Below are 14,254 nucleotides of genomic sequence, written 5' to 3'. Positions count from 1 at the left end.
CGACTGGATGGAGCGTCACCCGGGCGAGTCGCCGGAGCGGGTGACGCTGCGGCTGATGGGGATGATGTGGGTCGGCATGCGGCAGGTGCTCGGCGGCGAGGTGTGGGCACCGCCGGAACCGGCCGCCGCGGAGTGACCGGCCGACCGACCGGCTGACCGACCGGCTGCCTCAGCCTGACTCGCCGCCCGACGGACCTGACCGCTTCGGCGCGGCCGGCCGACCGGCCGACCGGCCGGCTGACCGGCTGACCGGCTGACCGTGACTCGCCGCCCCACCGACCTGACCGCCGCGGCGTGACGGACCGACCGGCTGACCGCTTCGGCGTGACTCGCCGACCGGCCAACTGAACTCCGCGGAGTGACCGGCCGACCGACCTGACCGCCGCGGCGTGACCGGGCGCGACCGGATGTGACCTTTCGTGTCCGGCCGGCGCGGATTGCCGTGATACATAAGGTAAAGAGGCGGTAGGGCATCGCTGCTCCGCGTGTCGCTGCCCCGTGTCGCGGCGCGGGTCGGGCTAGCCTCGCGGGGAATCGACTCGGACCAGCACTCCGTCCTCAACGGCCCCACCACTCCCCCGCGTCGATGTGGGTCACGGGATCGCAAGGGTTTTCGGCCCCTTGGTCCCGGTTCGACCTCCGTCGGCCATGGATATTCTGTTTACCAGCGAGTAACTTGACTCAATGGTAAGTCGGAGCGGCTGTTCAGGACGGGAGGACGGCCTCACCCACTCCAGGCAGGCAAAGGAGCCGCGCATGGCACGGACGTTCTACCGAGGTCTGCGCGCCGCCCGCAGGCGCAAGGATCTCGCCGACCGCACCCGCGTCCAGCTCATCCTCGAGCACGGCAAGGTACGCGAGGTCCACACAGAGCCACTGGCGGCGCCGCTGACCCGTGGATCGCTGGCCGACATACCCTTCGACAACGCCCGGCAGGAACCCAAACGGATAGCCCTGCGCCGCCGCACCGAGCAGGGCTGGCTGCCGGTCACCGCGGCCGAGTTCGCCCAGCACGTCGCGGAGACCGCCAAGGGCCTGGTGCACGCCGGGCTCCCGGTCGGCGGCCGGGTCGCGCTGATGTCGCGCACCCGGTACGAGTGGGCGGTGGTGGACTTCGCCATCTGGGCCGCCGGCGGGCAGACCGTGCCGGTGTATCCGACCTCGTCCGTCGTGCAGCTTGAATGGATCCTGGAGGACTCCGGGGTCCGGATGATCGTGGTCGAGGACCAGGCCACCGCGGCGATCGCGAAGCAGGCCATGACCGTGCTCGACCTGGACCTGCCGATCTGGGTCATCGACGAGGACGGCCTGGAGCAGCTGGCCGAGCTCAGCCTGGGCGTCCCGGACACCGAACTGCAGGAGCGTCGCGCGACCCTGACGCCGGAGACCATCGCGACGCTCATCTACACCTCGGGCACCACGGGCCGCCCCAAGGGCTGCGTGCTCACCCATGCCGCGCTGCACTCCGAGGCGACGAACATCGTCGAACTGATGGTGCCGACCTTCCGCGCGGTCTGGGCGCATCAGGAGCCTTCGACGCTGCTGTTCCTGCCGCTGGCGCACGTGCTCGGCCGCGCGATGGAGATCGCCTGCATCCAGGGCCGGATCACGATCGGCATGTGGCCCACGATCAAGCCGGACGAGGTGCGTCCCGAGCTCGAATCCTTCAAGCCCACGTTCCTCGTCGCGGTGCCCTACTTCTTCGAGCGCATCCACGACATCGCGCGCGGCACGGCGGAGCGGATGGGCCGCGCCTCGTCCTTCGACCGCGCCGACCGGATCGCGGTCCGCTACGGCAACGCCCAGATGCGCTCGATCTTCGGCGAGGGCAGGCGTCCCGGCCTCGGGCTGCGGTTCGCGCACCGGTTCTACGACCTGCTCGTCTACCGGCGGGTGCGCGCGGCGATGGGCGGCAAGGTGCGCTACGTCATCAGCGGCGGCTCGCGCCTGGACTCCAGCCTGGCGCAGTTCTTCTTCGGCTGCGGCGTGCTGGTCTACGAGGGCTACGGGCTGACCGAGACGAGCGCGGCCACGACCGTGAACCCGCCGCTGGAACCGCGTTCCGGCACCGTAGGCGTGCCGCTGCCGGGCGGCGGGGTGCGCATCGACGACGACGGCGAAGTCATGTTGAGGGGCCCGATGCTGTTCTCCGGCTACTGGCGCAACCTGGAGGCCACCGCCGGATCGATGCACGGGGACTGGTTCTCCACCGGCGACCTCGGCAGCCTGGACGAGCACGGCTACCTGACGATCACCGGCCGGAAGAAGGACATCCTGATCACCAGCGGCGGCAAGAACATCTCGCCGAGCATGCTGGAGGATCGGCTGCGCAGCCGGGTGCCGGTCGGCCAGTGCATGGTGGTCGGCGACGGCAAGCCGTACGTGGTCGCGCTGATCACGCTCGAGCCGGAGGAGAGGGAGCACTGGCTGATGGTGCGTCGGCGGCCCTACGACACGCCGTTCACCGAGCTCGCGCGCGACCCGGAGCTGGTCGCGCAGGTGCAGGCGGCCGTGCTGTACGCGAACCAGGCGGTCTCCCGGGCCGAGTCGATCCGCGCCTTCAAGCTCGTCGAGGGCGAGTTCAGCGAGGAGAACGGGCTGCTCACCCCGTCGCTCAAGGTGAAGCGGCACGCGGTGGCCGCCGCGTACGCCCACGATATCGAGGATTTGTATGCCGGACGATGAGGTTCGCGCGGCCGAGAACGAAAACGGGGCCGAGACCGAGAACGGGCCCGAGCCGGAGCCCGAGTACGACGTGGTCGTGGTCGGCTCGGGGTTCGGCGGCGCGGTCGCGGCGCTGCGGCTGAGCGAGAAGGGCTACCGGGTGCTCGTCCTCGAGGCGGGCCGCCGGTTCACCCGGGAGACGCTGCCGCGCAATTCGTGGGCGGTCAAGGACTACCTGTGGGCGCCCCGGCTCGGGCTGTTCGGCATCCAGCGGATCCACGTGCTCGGCAACGTCATGGTGCTCGCCGGCGCGGGCGTGGGCGGCGGCTCGCTCAACTACGCCAACACGCTGTACGTGCCGCCGCGCGCGTTCTTCGAGGACCCGCAGTGGGGCGAGATCACCGACTGGGAGGACGAGCTGCGGCCCTACTACCGGCAGGCGCAGCGGATGCTCGGCGTGCGGCAGAACCCGACGACGACCGAGGCGGACGAGTACCTCAAGGCCACGGCCGAGTCGATGGGCGTCGGCTCCAGCTTCAAGCTGACGCCGGTCGGCGTGTTCTTCGGCGACGGACAGGACGGCAACGGCTGCCGCGCGGAGCCGGGCGAAGAGGTGGCGGACCCGTACTTCGGCGGCGCGGGTCCGACGCGGCGTGCGTGCACCGAATGCGGCGAGTGCATGACCGGCTGCCGCCACGGCGCGAAGAACACGCTCAACGAGAACTACCTCTATCTCGCGGAACGCGCGGGCGCCGAGATCCGCCCGATGAGCACCGTCGTCGATGTCAAGGCCCTCGACAACGGTGAGTACGAGGTCTACCTCGCTCCCACCGACAAGCGCCGCAAGGCTCGCGCGACGCCGATCCGTTGCCGCCACGTCGTGCTCGCCGCCGGAACCTACGGCACGCAGACGCTGCTGCACCGCATCCACGCGGGCGGCGGCCTGCCTCGGATCTCGGCGCGGCTCGGCGACCTGACGCGCACGAACTCCGAGGCGCTGGTGGGTGCGATCACCGCTCCGCGCCCCTACCGCAAGCGTCGCAACACGATGTCCGAGCCGGACTTCACGCGCGGCGTCGCGATCACCTCGTCGATCCACCCGAACGAGAACACGCATATCGAGAACGTGCGCTACGGCAAGGGCTCGAACACGATGGCCCTGATGTGCGTCCCGCAGTACAAGGTCGGCGGCCGAACGCCGAAGCCGATCGCCGCCGCGTGGGGATATCTGTCACACCCGGTGATCGTCGCGCGAACGCTCGCGACCCGGCACTGGTCGGAGCGCTCGATCATCGGCCTCGTCATGCAGACGCACGACAACTCGTTGAGCACGTACCTGAAGAAGAAGTGGCCGGGACGCGGCCTGCTGACCGCGCGTCAGGGCCACGGCGCGCCGAACCCGGTGCACATCCCCGAGGCGGCGCACGCGGCGCGGCTCTTGGCCGACCAGATCGGCGGGCTGGCCGGGACGAACCTCGGCGAGCTGATGGGCATGCCGCTCACGGCGCACTTCCTCGGCGGCTGCCCGATCTCCGAGAACCCGGAGCACGGCGTGATCGACCCCTACCAGCGGCTGCACGGCTATCCGGGCATCTCGATCGTGGACGGCTCGGCGGTCTCCGCGAACCTCGGGGTCAATCCCTCGCTGACGATCACCGCGCAGGCCGAGCGCGCGATGTCGCTGTGGCCGAACAAGGGCGAGCCCGACTCGCGTCCCGCGCAGGGCGAGGCGTACCGCCGGGTCAAGCCCGTGGCGCCGCTCTCCCCCGCGGTGCCCGAGGATGCGTTCGCGCGCCTCGATCTGATGATCCCATGACGTGCCGACCTCATGACCTGATGGACTGCTGGGCTGATGAACCGCTGAACTGACCCGATGCTTGGGCCGTCGCACGAACCGTGTGCGGCGGCCCAAGCGCGATGTCAGGTCGTCAGCTGATCGAGGTCGAGTACGAGTTCATCGTGAAGTCCTCCTGGACGTCACCGGTGCCGCTGATCTCGAAGCCGTACTGAACCGTCGAGAGGGTCGGGTTGGAGAAGTAGCCCTTGCTGTTCTCCAGCCACTTCAGCAGGTCGAGGATGTTGACCGTTCCGCTGGTCTCGTTCGAGGTGCGCCAGAACGAATAGACCGGGTTCGAACCGTTGCTGCCCACGTACACGTTCCAGGTGTTGCCGTCCAGCGTGAGGTCGCCGATCGACGAGCCCGCGGGGCTGACGTTGCCGACGGTGTCCGTCCACACCATGATCTCGTACGAGCTGGAGTTGAGCCAGATGTCGTACGCGGACTCGAAGTTGCCGGAACTCGGCACCGAATCGTTGAACGAACTCGACACGGTGGACAGCGAGTTGAGCGACTTGCCGACCGAGATCGACGCGTTCGGGTAGGCCTTCACGCCGGACGTGCTCGGCTGGGTCGAGTAGACGCCCCAGTTGCTGTAGCTGTTGGCCCAGAGGGTCTGCGAGCCGTGCCCGCCGCCCCACTCGTCGTTGTAGATCGTGTACGAGCCGCTGGAGCACGAGCCGTACTGCGCCGAGGTCGTGCAGCCGGCGGCCTGGGCAGGGCCGACCGCGACGGCCGTCGCCGCGCCGGCGACCAGCCCGGCGACGGCGAGGCGGAGCAGCTTCTGCCGGCCGTTCTTCGGGCCGTTCGGCCGGCTGTGATCGTGGGTGCGCGTCATTGCGCTTCTTCCCTTCGTGCCGTGGGTGAGACGGTTGCGCATCTCGACGAGAGCAATCGTCGAAGCGCTTCGAAGTCTGTAACTGGCACGTTGAACTGTCAATATGAACTCGACGAAAAACATCGTCCGGCTTTGTTCGACTATATTGTCGAAGCGATTCGACAATCACAGCCCGCACGGAAGTGAGTATTCTGCGTCTATGATCACAGCCGGACACGTCGTCCTCTACAGCCGCGATCCCGAGGCGGACCGCGAGTTCTTCCAGAAGGTCCTCAAGTACCCGCACATCGACGCGGGGGAAGGCTGGCTCATCTTCAAGCTGCCGCCGACGGAGCTCGGCGTGCACCCGACCGAGGGCAAGGAGTCGCACGAGTTCATGTTCGTGTGCGAGGACCTGGTGACGACGATGGCCGAGCTCACCGGCAAGCGGATCGTCTTCACGAAGCCGGTCACCCAGCACCGCTGGGGCCGCGCCACCGCCTTCCGCCTCCCGGGCGGCGGCGAGGTCGGCCTCTACGAGCCCTCCCACCCGGTGGCGGCGACGCTCTAGCAGTCGGGGTCGACCGCTACTCCGGGGTCTCGGTCCTCAGCAACTCCAGGTCGGTGGGCATCAGGGTCGTGTTCTTGAGCAGGGCCCTGATGAGGTTGTGGTTCAGGACGTTGCCGACGGGCTCGCCGACGCCGTCGTGGCGGAGGATGCCCGGGACGGGGGTGCGGGCGGCGGCGAGGCGTTCCCGGACGGTGCCGACGAGGTGGGCGGCGACCTTGGGGGTCCACTCGCGGCCCTCGGCGATGCGGTTGAGGTCCTCGGCGACCTGCTTCCAGGAGACGGGTTGCGGGTAGCGCTCCTGGCGCAGGTAGCGCTGGGCGAGGACGACGAGCACGAGGCGTTCGTCCTCGCTGAGCTGGTAGACGTCCGGCTCGCGGGTGGACAGGTGGGGGACCTCGTCGGGGGCGTCGCCGAGCGGGCCGGCCACGTGGATCTCGAGCAGGTACGAGCGGTGCGCCGGGGTGTTGATGAACAGGGGCGTGTATCCGGTCGCCATCGGGAGTTCGTGGCCTGACAGGATAATGAGGTCGTCGGGCAGGTAGATCGGCAGCCGGCCCTCGTTGCGCAGCCACCATTCGCGGCCGTCACAGCGGAGTATGCCGTGCAGTCTGCTGACATACGGGTCGTGCGTGCCGATGGCCACGTGCACGTCGCCGGTGCCGCGGCCGAAGAGCAGCTCGAAGGGGCGGGGCGGGACCGCGAAGCCGCCGCCGGCGGCGAGTGCGAACAGTGTGCCGGGCGGGGCGGAGGGGACGCCGTCGGCCAGTCGCCGCGTGGACGCCGGTAGCACCTGTGGCGCGAAGTCCTCGATCTGCACGCTGCGGCTCCTTCTCGACCTGCCCCCGTTGTCGGCAGGCTAGACCGCGGAGCCGGGGACCCCTCCCCTTCCGCGCCGCGCGTCAGAACTCGTCGTCCTCGCCGAGCACGGCGAGGTCGTCCGGGGTGAGGGTGGCGCTGCGGAGCAGGGCGGTGATCAGGTTGTGGTTGAGCGTGTTGCCGACAGGCTCGGGCATCTCGCCGCGGAGGATGCCCGGGATCGGCGACCTGCCGGTGGCGAGGCGTTGGCGGACGGCGGCGACGACGTGCTCGACCGAGCGGGCCGTCCAGCGGCGGCCGGCGCCGGGGGCGCGGCTGAGGTCGTCGGCGGCCTGGGCCCAGGACATCGGCTGCGCAGCGGGGTCCTGCCGCAGGTACCGCTGCGCGATGGCGACGACCGCCATCCGCTCGATCTCGCTGAGTTCGTACTCGTCCGGGGAGCGCGTCGGCGAGTCGGGGCCGATCTCGGCGCCGGGCTTGGGGAATCCGGCGACGTACACCTCGACCAGGTGGACGCGATGCGCCGGCGCGCCGACGAGCAGCGGCGTGCAGCCGGTGCGTAGCGCGAGCTCGTGGCCGGCCAGCACCATGCTCTCGTCGACGAGGCGGATGGGCAGCTTGCCGATGTTGCGCAGCCGCCAGCCGGAGCCGTCGCACAGGAGCATCCCCTGCTTGCGGCTGACGTAGGGGTCGTCGATGCCCACGGCCACGTGCACGTCGTCCTGGCCGCGGCCGAAGAGCACCTCGTGGTTCGCGCTCGGCTTCTTCTGATACTGCCGCTCGTCCGCGACCACCAGGATCGTTCCCGGCGGCGTGGTCCGGGTGAAGCCGTTGAACACCATCTCGCACTCCTCGAGTCCCGCCAGCCCCGCCGGCCATGCCCATACGCGCGCGGACACCGTAGCAAGCCGGCCGCGGGACCGGTCCCGTCCCCGCCGGGATCCGTGGCGCGTAGGTGCGGCGGGATCGGGTGGGATTCGGATACGGTGGGTTCAGGGCTCAGATCGCCGGGAGTGGGGTGGAACGAAACCGTGCCTTCCTTGTCGTCCGGCGTCACGGTCGCACTGCGCCTCGCGGGCTTCGAGGCGCGCAGCGGGCCGGGCGCGATGGGTCCGGACCACCTGCTGCTCGCGCTGAGCTGGCTCAGCGATCGATCGGTGCCGCACCGGTTCGAGGACCCGGACAAGCGCCGTGAGCTCGCGGACGAGGGCGAGCAGCTGCGCGAGCGGTTCGCCGAGGCGGGGATCGATCCGGACGAGCTGCGCGGGGCGCTGCGTACGGCGCTGGCGGCGGCCGAGGCCGAGCCGATCGCGGACGACGGTGTGCCGGTGAACACGGCCCTGATGCGCACGATCCGGCGCGCGGGCGAGCTCGGCGAGCACAACCACGCCGGGGTCGTCGAGCTGCTGCGGGCGATCCTGGAGCAGCCGCTGCCGCGCTGCCGGGAGGTCTTCGAGCTGCTCGGCGTGGACGAGCCCTTACACGCGTTCTTCCCCGAGATAACGCGCGCCGCGGTGGAGTCGCAGCCGCCGTCCGAGGCCGAAGCCGAGCACGATCCCGATCCCGAGGCGGAGCGCGACGCGGCGCTCGACGACCTGGACGTGGCGATCCCGGAGCAGACGAAGCGGATTCCGCGCCGAGCACGGCATGCCGTCGCGGAGACGCGTACGCCGCTGCTGGACCGCTATGGCAGGAAGCTGTCGTTGCTCGCGCGGGAGGGTGCGCTGCCGCCGCTGATCGGGCGCGAGCAGGAGATGTTGAGCCTCGCGCGGGTGCTGGTGCGGCAGCGGAAGGCGAACGCGGTGCTGGTCGGCGAGGCGGGCGTCGGCAAGACCGGGATCGTGGAGGGCCTGGCCGCGCGGCTGGCGGCGGGCGGCGCGCCGGAGGATCTCGCCGGGGTTGAGATCGTGGAGCTGACGATGTCGGCCCTGGTCGCGGGCACGAAGTACCGCGGCGAGTTCGAGGAGCGGATGGAGGCCGTCCTCAAGGAGGCGCGCGAGACGCCCGGGGTGATCCTCTTCCTCGACGAGCTGCACACGGTCCTCGGCGCGGGCGGCACGTCGGGCTCGGCCGACGCGGCGAGCATCCTCAAGCCGATGCTGGCGCGCGGCGAGATCCGGGTGATCGGGGCGACGACGGCGGGTGAATACCAGCGGTATGTCGAGGAGGACCCGGCGCTGCAGCGCAGGTTCGCCGTGATCTGGGTCGAGGAGCCGACGCGCGCCGAGGCCGTGGAGATCCTCGAGGGCGTGGCGGGGCATCTGGAGCGGCACCACCGGATCGAGATCGCCGAGGACGCGCCGGCGGCCGCCGTGGAGCTGGCGATCCGTTACCTTCCGGAGTTTCACCTGCCGGACAAGGCCATCGACCTGCTGGACGAGGCGTGCGCGGCCGCTCGGATTCCGCGGTTGACTCCGGCCGCCGAGACTGCCTCGCCCGCCACGCGGGTCGGACGGACCGAACTGGTGTCCGTCGTGGCGGAGCGTGCGCGGATCCCGGTCGAACGGGTGGCCGTGAGCGAGGCGCAGCGGCTGCTCCGCCTCGAAGAGCAGCTGTCCCGGCGGGTGATCGGCCAGGACGCGGCGGTCGCGGCGGTATCAGAGGCGGTACGCGCCTCGCGCGCCGGGCTGGGCGATCCGCGGCGGCCGATCGGCGTGTTCCTGCTCGCCGGGCCGACGGGCTCGGGCAAGACCGAGCTGGCCAAGGCGCTCGCCGAATTCCTGTTCGACGACGAGCGGCGGCTGATCCGCATCGACATGTCGGAGTATCAGGACAGGTATACGGTTTCCCGGCTGCTGGGAGCTCCGCCCGGATATCTCGGCCACGATCGGGAAGGCCAGCTCAGCGGTCCGCTGCGGGCGCACCCGCACAGCGTCGTGCTGTTCGACGAGGTGGAGAAGGCGCATCCCGAGGTGCTCGACCTGTTCCTGCAGATCTTCGACGAGGGCCGGCTCACGGACGCGCGCGGGCGCCGGATCTCCTTCACCGAGACCGTCGTGATGCTGACGACGAACCTCGGCTACGAGCGCGGAGCCTCCGGCGGCATGGGGTTCCAACGGACGGGAGCCGCGTCGGCCGCGGCGCCGACGCCGGGACCGGGCAAGATCATGGCCGAGCTCCACAGAACACTGCGACCCGAGCTGCTCGGCCGGGTCGGCAACGTCGTCGTCTTCGATCCGCTCACCCGCGCGGCACTGGACGCCGTGCTGGACAAGCTGATCGCCCGCGTGCACGACCGGCTCGCGGACCGCTCGCTGAGGCTGGAACTCGACCGGGCGGCGCGGGAACTGCTGCTGGAGCAGGGTACTGATCCGCGCTCGGGCGCGCGGGCGCTTGAGCAGGCCGTCGAGCGGGTTCTGGTGCGGCCGCTCGGGCGCGCGCTGCTAGGCTCGGCGCTTCCGGACGGCTCGATCGTGCGGGTTTCCGCATCGGACGGAGAGCTCGAATTCGCCCCGGAAGGCGGCGGGAACTGAACAGGACGGTGCCGATGGGCCGCGCGACCGTGTCGCTGGCGCTGGTGAACGGACGCGGCGAGAGCAGCGAATTCGTGTTCGACGAACGCTCGACCTGCCTGATCGGCCGGGGCGAGGACTGCTCGCCGCGGCTGCCCAACGACGAGCACCACCGTTCCGTCTCACGGCACCACTGCATGCTGGACATCAACCCGCCGGACGTGCGCATCCGCGACTTCGGCAGCCGCAACGGGACCTTCGTCAACGGCGCGAAGATCGGCCAGCGCGACCCGGGCCAGAGCGCGGCGCAGGGTCGCGGCCTCGGCACACAGGAGCGCGACCTCAAGGACGGCGACGAGGTGCGGCTCGGGCGCTCGGTGGCGTTCCGGGTGAACGTGGCCGTGCCGCCCGAGGAGGCCACGACGCTCGTCGTCTCGCCGGAGCAGGCCGCGACGCTGCCGCCGCCCGGCTGCGTGAAGTGCGGCAGGGAGATCACCCAGGAGCTCGGTCGGCGCGGCGCGGCGGCGGGCCGGTACGTGTGCGCGGCCTGCCAGGCGAACCCGCAGGACGTGATGACGCTGCTGGTGAAGCTGGCCCAGGCGGGTACCCGCAGCGACCTGCGCGCGATCGCCGAGTACGACCTGCTCGGCGAGCTCGGCCGGGGCGGCATGGGCGCGGTTTACCTGGCCAGGCACCGGGAGTCCGGCCGGCTCGTCGCGCTGAAGCTGATGCTGCCGAGGGTCGCGGCGAACGAGGTGGCGCGCGCCCGGTTCCGGCGCGAGGTCGAGCTGACCAGGCGGCTGCGCCACCCGAACATCGCGGCGCTGTACGAGGACGGATTCGCCGACGGGGCGTTCTTCTTCACGTCCGAGTACTGCGAGGGCGGCAGCCTCGACAAGCTGCTGCAGATCAGGGGCGGCACACTGCCCGTCGACGAGGCCGTCCGATACGCGCTGGACGTGCTGGAGGGCCTGGACTACGCACACAACGAGACTGTTGTGCACCGCGACCTGAGCCCGTCGAACATCCTGCTCGCCGAGTCCACCGGCGCCGGGATGCGCGGCCACGGCGGCGCGCGCGGCAGTGCTCCGTACGTCGCGAAGGTCGGCGATTTCGGTCTCGGCAAGGCCTTCGACCAGGCCGGTCTCAGTGGTCTGACGCGGACGGGCGCGAAGGCCGGCAAGCCGTGGTACGTCGCGCGGCAGCAGGTGGTGAACTTCAAGAACGTCCCGAAGTCGGTGGACGTCTGGGCGCTCGCCGCCTGCCTTTACAAGTGCCTGACCGGCACCTACGTCCGCGATTTCCCCGGCGACGTGGATCAGTGGCACGTGATCCTCTACAGCTCGCCGGTCCCGATCCGGCAGCGCGACCCGCACGTGCCGCGCGCGCTCGCCGAGGTGATCGACACGGCGCTGATCGATCAGCAGGAGATCGGCTTCGAGTCCGCCGCCGCCTTCCGCGAGGCGCTGCGCTCGGCCTGGAAGTCGCTGTGACCCAGCCGAACTCGGGCCTGAGTCAGGACCCGTAGCCGCCGAGCAGCAGCCGGTGGCCCGGCCTGCCGACGCCGTGTTCGAGGCCGACCAGCACGGCGACGAGGACGGTGCGACCGGGCGAGGCGTGGATCAGCCGGTCCGCGACCTTGACCTGATAGTCGCAGCGCAGCATGGAGCCGAGGCCCGCGCCGGTGGCCGAGAGGCCGATGCGCTGGGCGAGGATGCCGGCCTGCAGGTTGAGCATCCGGTACCAGCGGTCGCCGTGCTCGCGGTATCCGTGCTCGTAGTCGCCGACGATCAGCAGCGCGCACGCGGCCTGGAAGTGGGCGAGTTCGCCGTCGCTGCCGCTGGGGAACAGCGTGCGCGGATCGACGGTCTCGCGCACCCGGCCGAGCGCGCCGGTGGCGGCGGACCGCTTGTAGCAGGCCGGTTCCAGGCCGTCCACGCGGTTGGCGACGCAGTAGAGGTCCAGGCTCGCGAACTCGGCGCCGTGGCCGGTGCGGATGTCGCTGGGGATCTCCTCGGCCGCCGTCTCGAGGATCTCCAGCACGCGCGGCAGCGGGATCGAGACCGCGTCGAACCCGTCGGCGGCCGTGTGCCTGGCCATGATCCGCCGCGGAATCCCGGCCTGGTTGGCGCCGGGATCGGTGGAGAACGCGGGGACGGGGAGCGGCGCGTCGTGCCCGAGGCCCGCGGTGACGATCGCGCGCACCGACTCGGCACGCGGGTCGAGGCCGAGGATCCGGTTCAGCCGCGCCTCGTCGAAGCGCGTGTGCACCCGCACCTCCGCACCCGCCGCGTCGATCAGCGCGAGCGCCTGACCGGCCAGCACGCCGGTGTCCAGGGTCTGCATCCGGTGCCCGAAGCCGCCGAACGCGGGCAGGTTGGCCTCGTGCCGCGAGGTGAGCAGCAGGATCAGCCGCGGGCGCTCGGCGGGCTGGGCCTCCAGCGCGTCCACGATCTGCCTGCGCAGGTCCGCCTCGTTCAGCCGCTCCAGCGCGTGCGCCGACGGGAGGTAGTGGCAGAGCCCGAACTCGGCGGAGAGATACAACTCCCCCGGGTATGCCGCTCCGCCCGAGGGCAGCGGCCGCCCGGCCCGGACCCCGCCGCCGCCCCATTCGACCCGGGTGACGCCGTAGGTCAGCGCGAGCAGGTCGCCGAGCCCGTCCGGCCGGTCGGCCCGGAAGCCGGTGCGCGCCCGCGGCGGGTAGGGCAGCGGGACGGCCTCGGCCGCGGGGTACGACTTCGCCTCGGGCCGCGGCGCGGACAGGTCGATGTAGGGCACCTTGCACCCGTGCTCGGCGTGGTAGAGCCGCGCTGCCTCGCCGCCCGACTCGGGCGTGTGAGGGTACGCGGGCGCGCTCGCCGACATGGGAACCGCCCTCCTCGTCCATGCGTCGTCATGACTCGACGGGTCCGCCAGGTCAACAGACGTCATATTTCAGACGCCTGAGCCGAGCATGGGGTTGACCATCGCGAAGACCTTGGCGAAGTTGTTATCTGACGACTGTCACCGGACGGCGAAGTTGGCGGTGCGCAGGTCCAGGACCACCGGCCCAACCTCGTAATCCGCGTCCATCGCGTGCAGACCCGCGGCGTGCTGCAGCAGGCTGAGACAGAGCTGGTTGGCCGCGAGGGCGGCGGTCGGGCCGCCGAAGTAGCGGCTGGTGGCGCGGCTGGTCGCCGCTGACCGCGCGGCGGACCGATCGCGCGGCGTGAAGCTCACCGGCGCCAGCGTCGGCACGGCGACCTGGCTGATGACGACCTCGTCCGCGCTGATGATCGCCTCTCCGTGCCGGACGCCCATGCGCGCGGCGAGGTTCCGCAGCCGCGCGGCACGCTCGCGGTCCGGCCGGTCCGAGGCGTACAGCAGCACGCCCGCGTCCGGCGGCAGGTCGCGCGGCTCGCCGTCGACGAACTCGAGTCTGGCCGCCATATCCCGGTGCAGCAGGGGTTTCGCGCACTCCGTGAGGCTGCTGCGGTCCGTCGCCGACTCGCCCCACTCGTCCGCGGCCACCACGTGCGCCCGCACGTGTTCGACCCCTGTCGCCAGCAGCGCGAGCGCGGTCGCGGTCAGCAGTCTGCCGGAGCCGACCGCCACCGGCGCGGATTCGCGGTAACTCTGGAACCTGCGCTCCGGCGAGTCCGCCTCGCGCGCCAGGAACTCGATCACCGACGCGTGCAGGCTGCGGATGGCCGGGCTGAGGGTGTGCGGCACGTCGTACTGCGCGTCGCGGGCAAAGCCTTCCCGCAGCAGGAATTCGACCAGGCCGAGCACCCGCTGCGCCGCCATCGGCGAGAGCTTCTCGACCAGGTCGACGACCGAGTGTTCGCCGTCCAGGAACGGGCAGACGCGCTCGAACCACGGGTAGAGCCCCGGTGCGTGCAGCGCGGCCTCGTGCCCGGGCCCGCGCACCGACAGCCCGGTCTCCGAGGGCAGGAACCGGATGTCCGGCAGCAGTCTCGGCTTCACGGCGACTCCCGCGATCGCAAGTGTGGCATGTGTGGGGGGAAGCCGGACTATACCGGTCCGTGCTGCCTTCGCGAAAGAAAGGCTCTGATACGCGGCGGCGGCCGACGTCGTGGACTCAGGACACGACGTCG

General features: G+C 70.9%; 10 protein-coding genes. 5 read left to right on the top strand and 5 right to left on the bottom strand.

From position 1 onward, the window contains the following. Positions 1-756 precede the first annotated feature (756 nt). Both VG296_RS27605 and VG296_RS27600 read left to right on the top strand, forming a co-directional pair. The gene (locus VG296_RS27605; RefSeq protein ID WP_325570769.1) at positions 757-2,685 is read left to right on the top strand and encodes an AMP-dependent synthetase/ligase; all 1,929 of its coding nucleotides are present in this window, start codon (positions 757-759) and stop codon (positions 2,683-2,685) included. Continuing rightward, on the top strand, positions 2,672-4,480 hold the full coding sequence (locus tag VG296_RS27600) for a GMC family oxidoreductase (protein ID WP_325570767.1): 1,809 nt from the start codon (positions 2,672-2,674) through the stop codon (positions 4,478-4,480). Before VG296_RS27605 ends, VG296_RS27600 begins: the two co-directional genes overlap by 14 nt. Positions 4,481-4,592: 112 nt before the next feature. Here VG296_RS27600 and VG296_RS27595 read toward each other — a convergent pair whose 3' ends face one another. Next, positions 4,593-5,339: a GH12 family glycosyl hydrolase domain-containing protein gene (locus tag VG296_RS27595; protein ID WP_325570765.1), complete on the bottom strand. Its 747-nt coding sequence runs from the start codon at positions 5,337-5,339 to the stop codon at positions 4,593-4,595. 199 nt (positions 5,340-5,538) lie between these two features. Here VG296_RS27595 and VG296_RS27590 point away from each other — a divergent pair, with 199 nt between their 5' ends. Beyond that, positions 5,539-5,889, top strand: a complete 351-nt coding sequence (locus VG296_RS27590; protein ID WP_325570763.1) for an extradiol dioxygenase — start codon at positions 5,539-5,541, stop codon at positions 5,887-5,889. A gap of 16 nt (positions 5,890-5,905) precedes the next feature. Here VG296_RS27590 and VG296_RS27585 read toward each other — a convergent pair whose 3' ends face one another. Further along, positions 5,906-6,706 carry an FHA domain-containing protein gene (locus VG296_RS27585; RefSeq protein WP_325570761.1) on the bottom strand — a complete coding sequence of 267 codons (801 nt, stop codon included), beginning with the start codon at positions 6,704-6,706 and terminating at the stop codon, positions 5,906-5,908. Between the two features lie 82 nt (positions 6,707-6,788). Then, positions 6,789-7,547 (bottom strand): hypothetical protein, encoded by a 759-nt coding sequence (locus VG296_RS27580; protein ID WP_325570759.1) that lies wholly within the window; start codon positions 7,545-7,547, stop codon positions 6,789-6,791. A 189-nt stretch (positions 7,548-7,736) separates the two neighbouring features. Here VG296_RS27580 and VG296_RS27575 point away from each other — a divergent pair, with 189 nt between their 5' ends. Then, positions 7,737-10,178: an ATP-dependent Clp protease ATP-binding subunit gene (locus VG296_RS27575; RefSeq protein WP_325570757.1), complete on the top strand. Its 2,442-nt coding sequence runs from the start codon at positions 7,737-7,739 to the stop codon at positions 10,176-10,178. A gap of 14 nt (positions 10,179-10,192) precedes the next feature. Next, positions 10,193-11,650: a protein kinase domain-containing protein gene (locus VG296_RS27570; protein WP_325570755.1), complete on the top strand. Its 1,458-nt coding sequence runs from the start codon at positions 10,193-10,195 to the stop codon at positions 11,648-11,650. Positions 11,651-11,672: 22 nt separating this feature from the next. Here VG296_RS27570 and VG296_RS27565 read toward each other — a convergent pair whose 3' ends face one another. After that, positions 11,673-13,022: a hypothetical protein gene (locus VG296_RS27565; RefSeq protein WP_325570753.1), complete on the bottom strand. Its 1,350-nt coding sequence runs from the start codon at positions 13,020-13,022 to the stop codon at positions 11,673-11,675. Positions 13,023-13,160: 138 nt separating this feature from the next. Next, positions 13,161-14,123, bottom strand: a complete 963-nt coding sequence (locus VG296_RS27560; RefSeq protein ID WP_325570751.1) for a hypothetical protein — start codon at positions 14,121-14,123, stop codon at positions 13,161-13,163. Positions 14,124-14,254: the final 131 nt, after the last annotated feature.

The organism is Actinospica sp., assembly GCF_035552695.1.
Lineage (GTDB): Bacteria > Actinomycetota > Actinomycetes > Streptomycetales > Catenulisporaceae > Actinospica.
Note: the sequence above shows the minus strand (reverse complement) of the source record. Positions and strands in the feature narration are given on the sequence as shown.

What these genes read in the sequence shown, in the direction of transcription:
- VG296_RS27605 (WP_325570769.1), top strand. Translation starts at nt 757, where the DNA reads ATGGCACGGACGTTCTACCGAGGTCTGCGCGCCGCCCGCAGGCGCAAG.
- VG296_RS27600 (WP_325570767.1), top strand. Translation starts at nt 2,672, where the DNA reads ATGCCGGACGATGAGGTTCGCGCGGCCGAGAACGAAAACGGGGCCGAG.
- VG296_RS27595 (WP_325570765.1), bottom strand. Translation starts at nt 5,339, where the DNA reads ATGACGCGCACCCACGATCACAGCCGGCCGAACGGCCCGAAGAACGGC.
- VG296_RS27590 (WP_325570763.1), top strand. Translation starts at nt 5,539, where the DNA reads ATGATCACAGCCGGACACGTCGTCCTCTACAGCCGCGATCCCGAGGCG.
- VG296_RS27580 (WP_325570759.1), bottom strand. Translation starts at nt 7,547, where the DNA reads ATGGTGTTCAACGGCTTCACCCGGACCACGCCGCCGGGAACGATCCTG.
- VG296_RS27570 (WP_325570755.1), top strand. Translation starts at nt 10,193, where the DNA reads ATGGGCCGCGCGACCGTGTCGCTGGCGCTGGTGAACGGACGCGGCGAG.
- VG296_RS27565 (WP_325570753.1), bottom strand. Translation starts at nt 13,022, where the DNA reads ATGTCGGCGAGCGCGCCCGCGTACCCTCACACGCCCGAGTCGGGCGGC.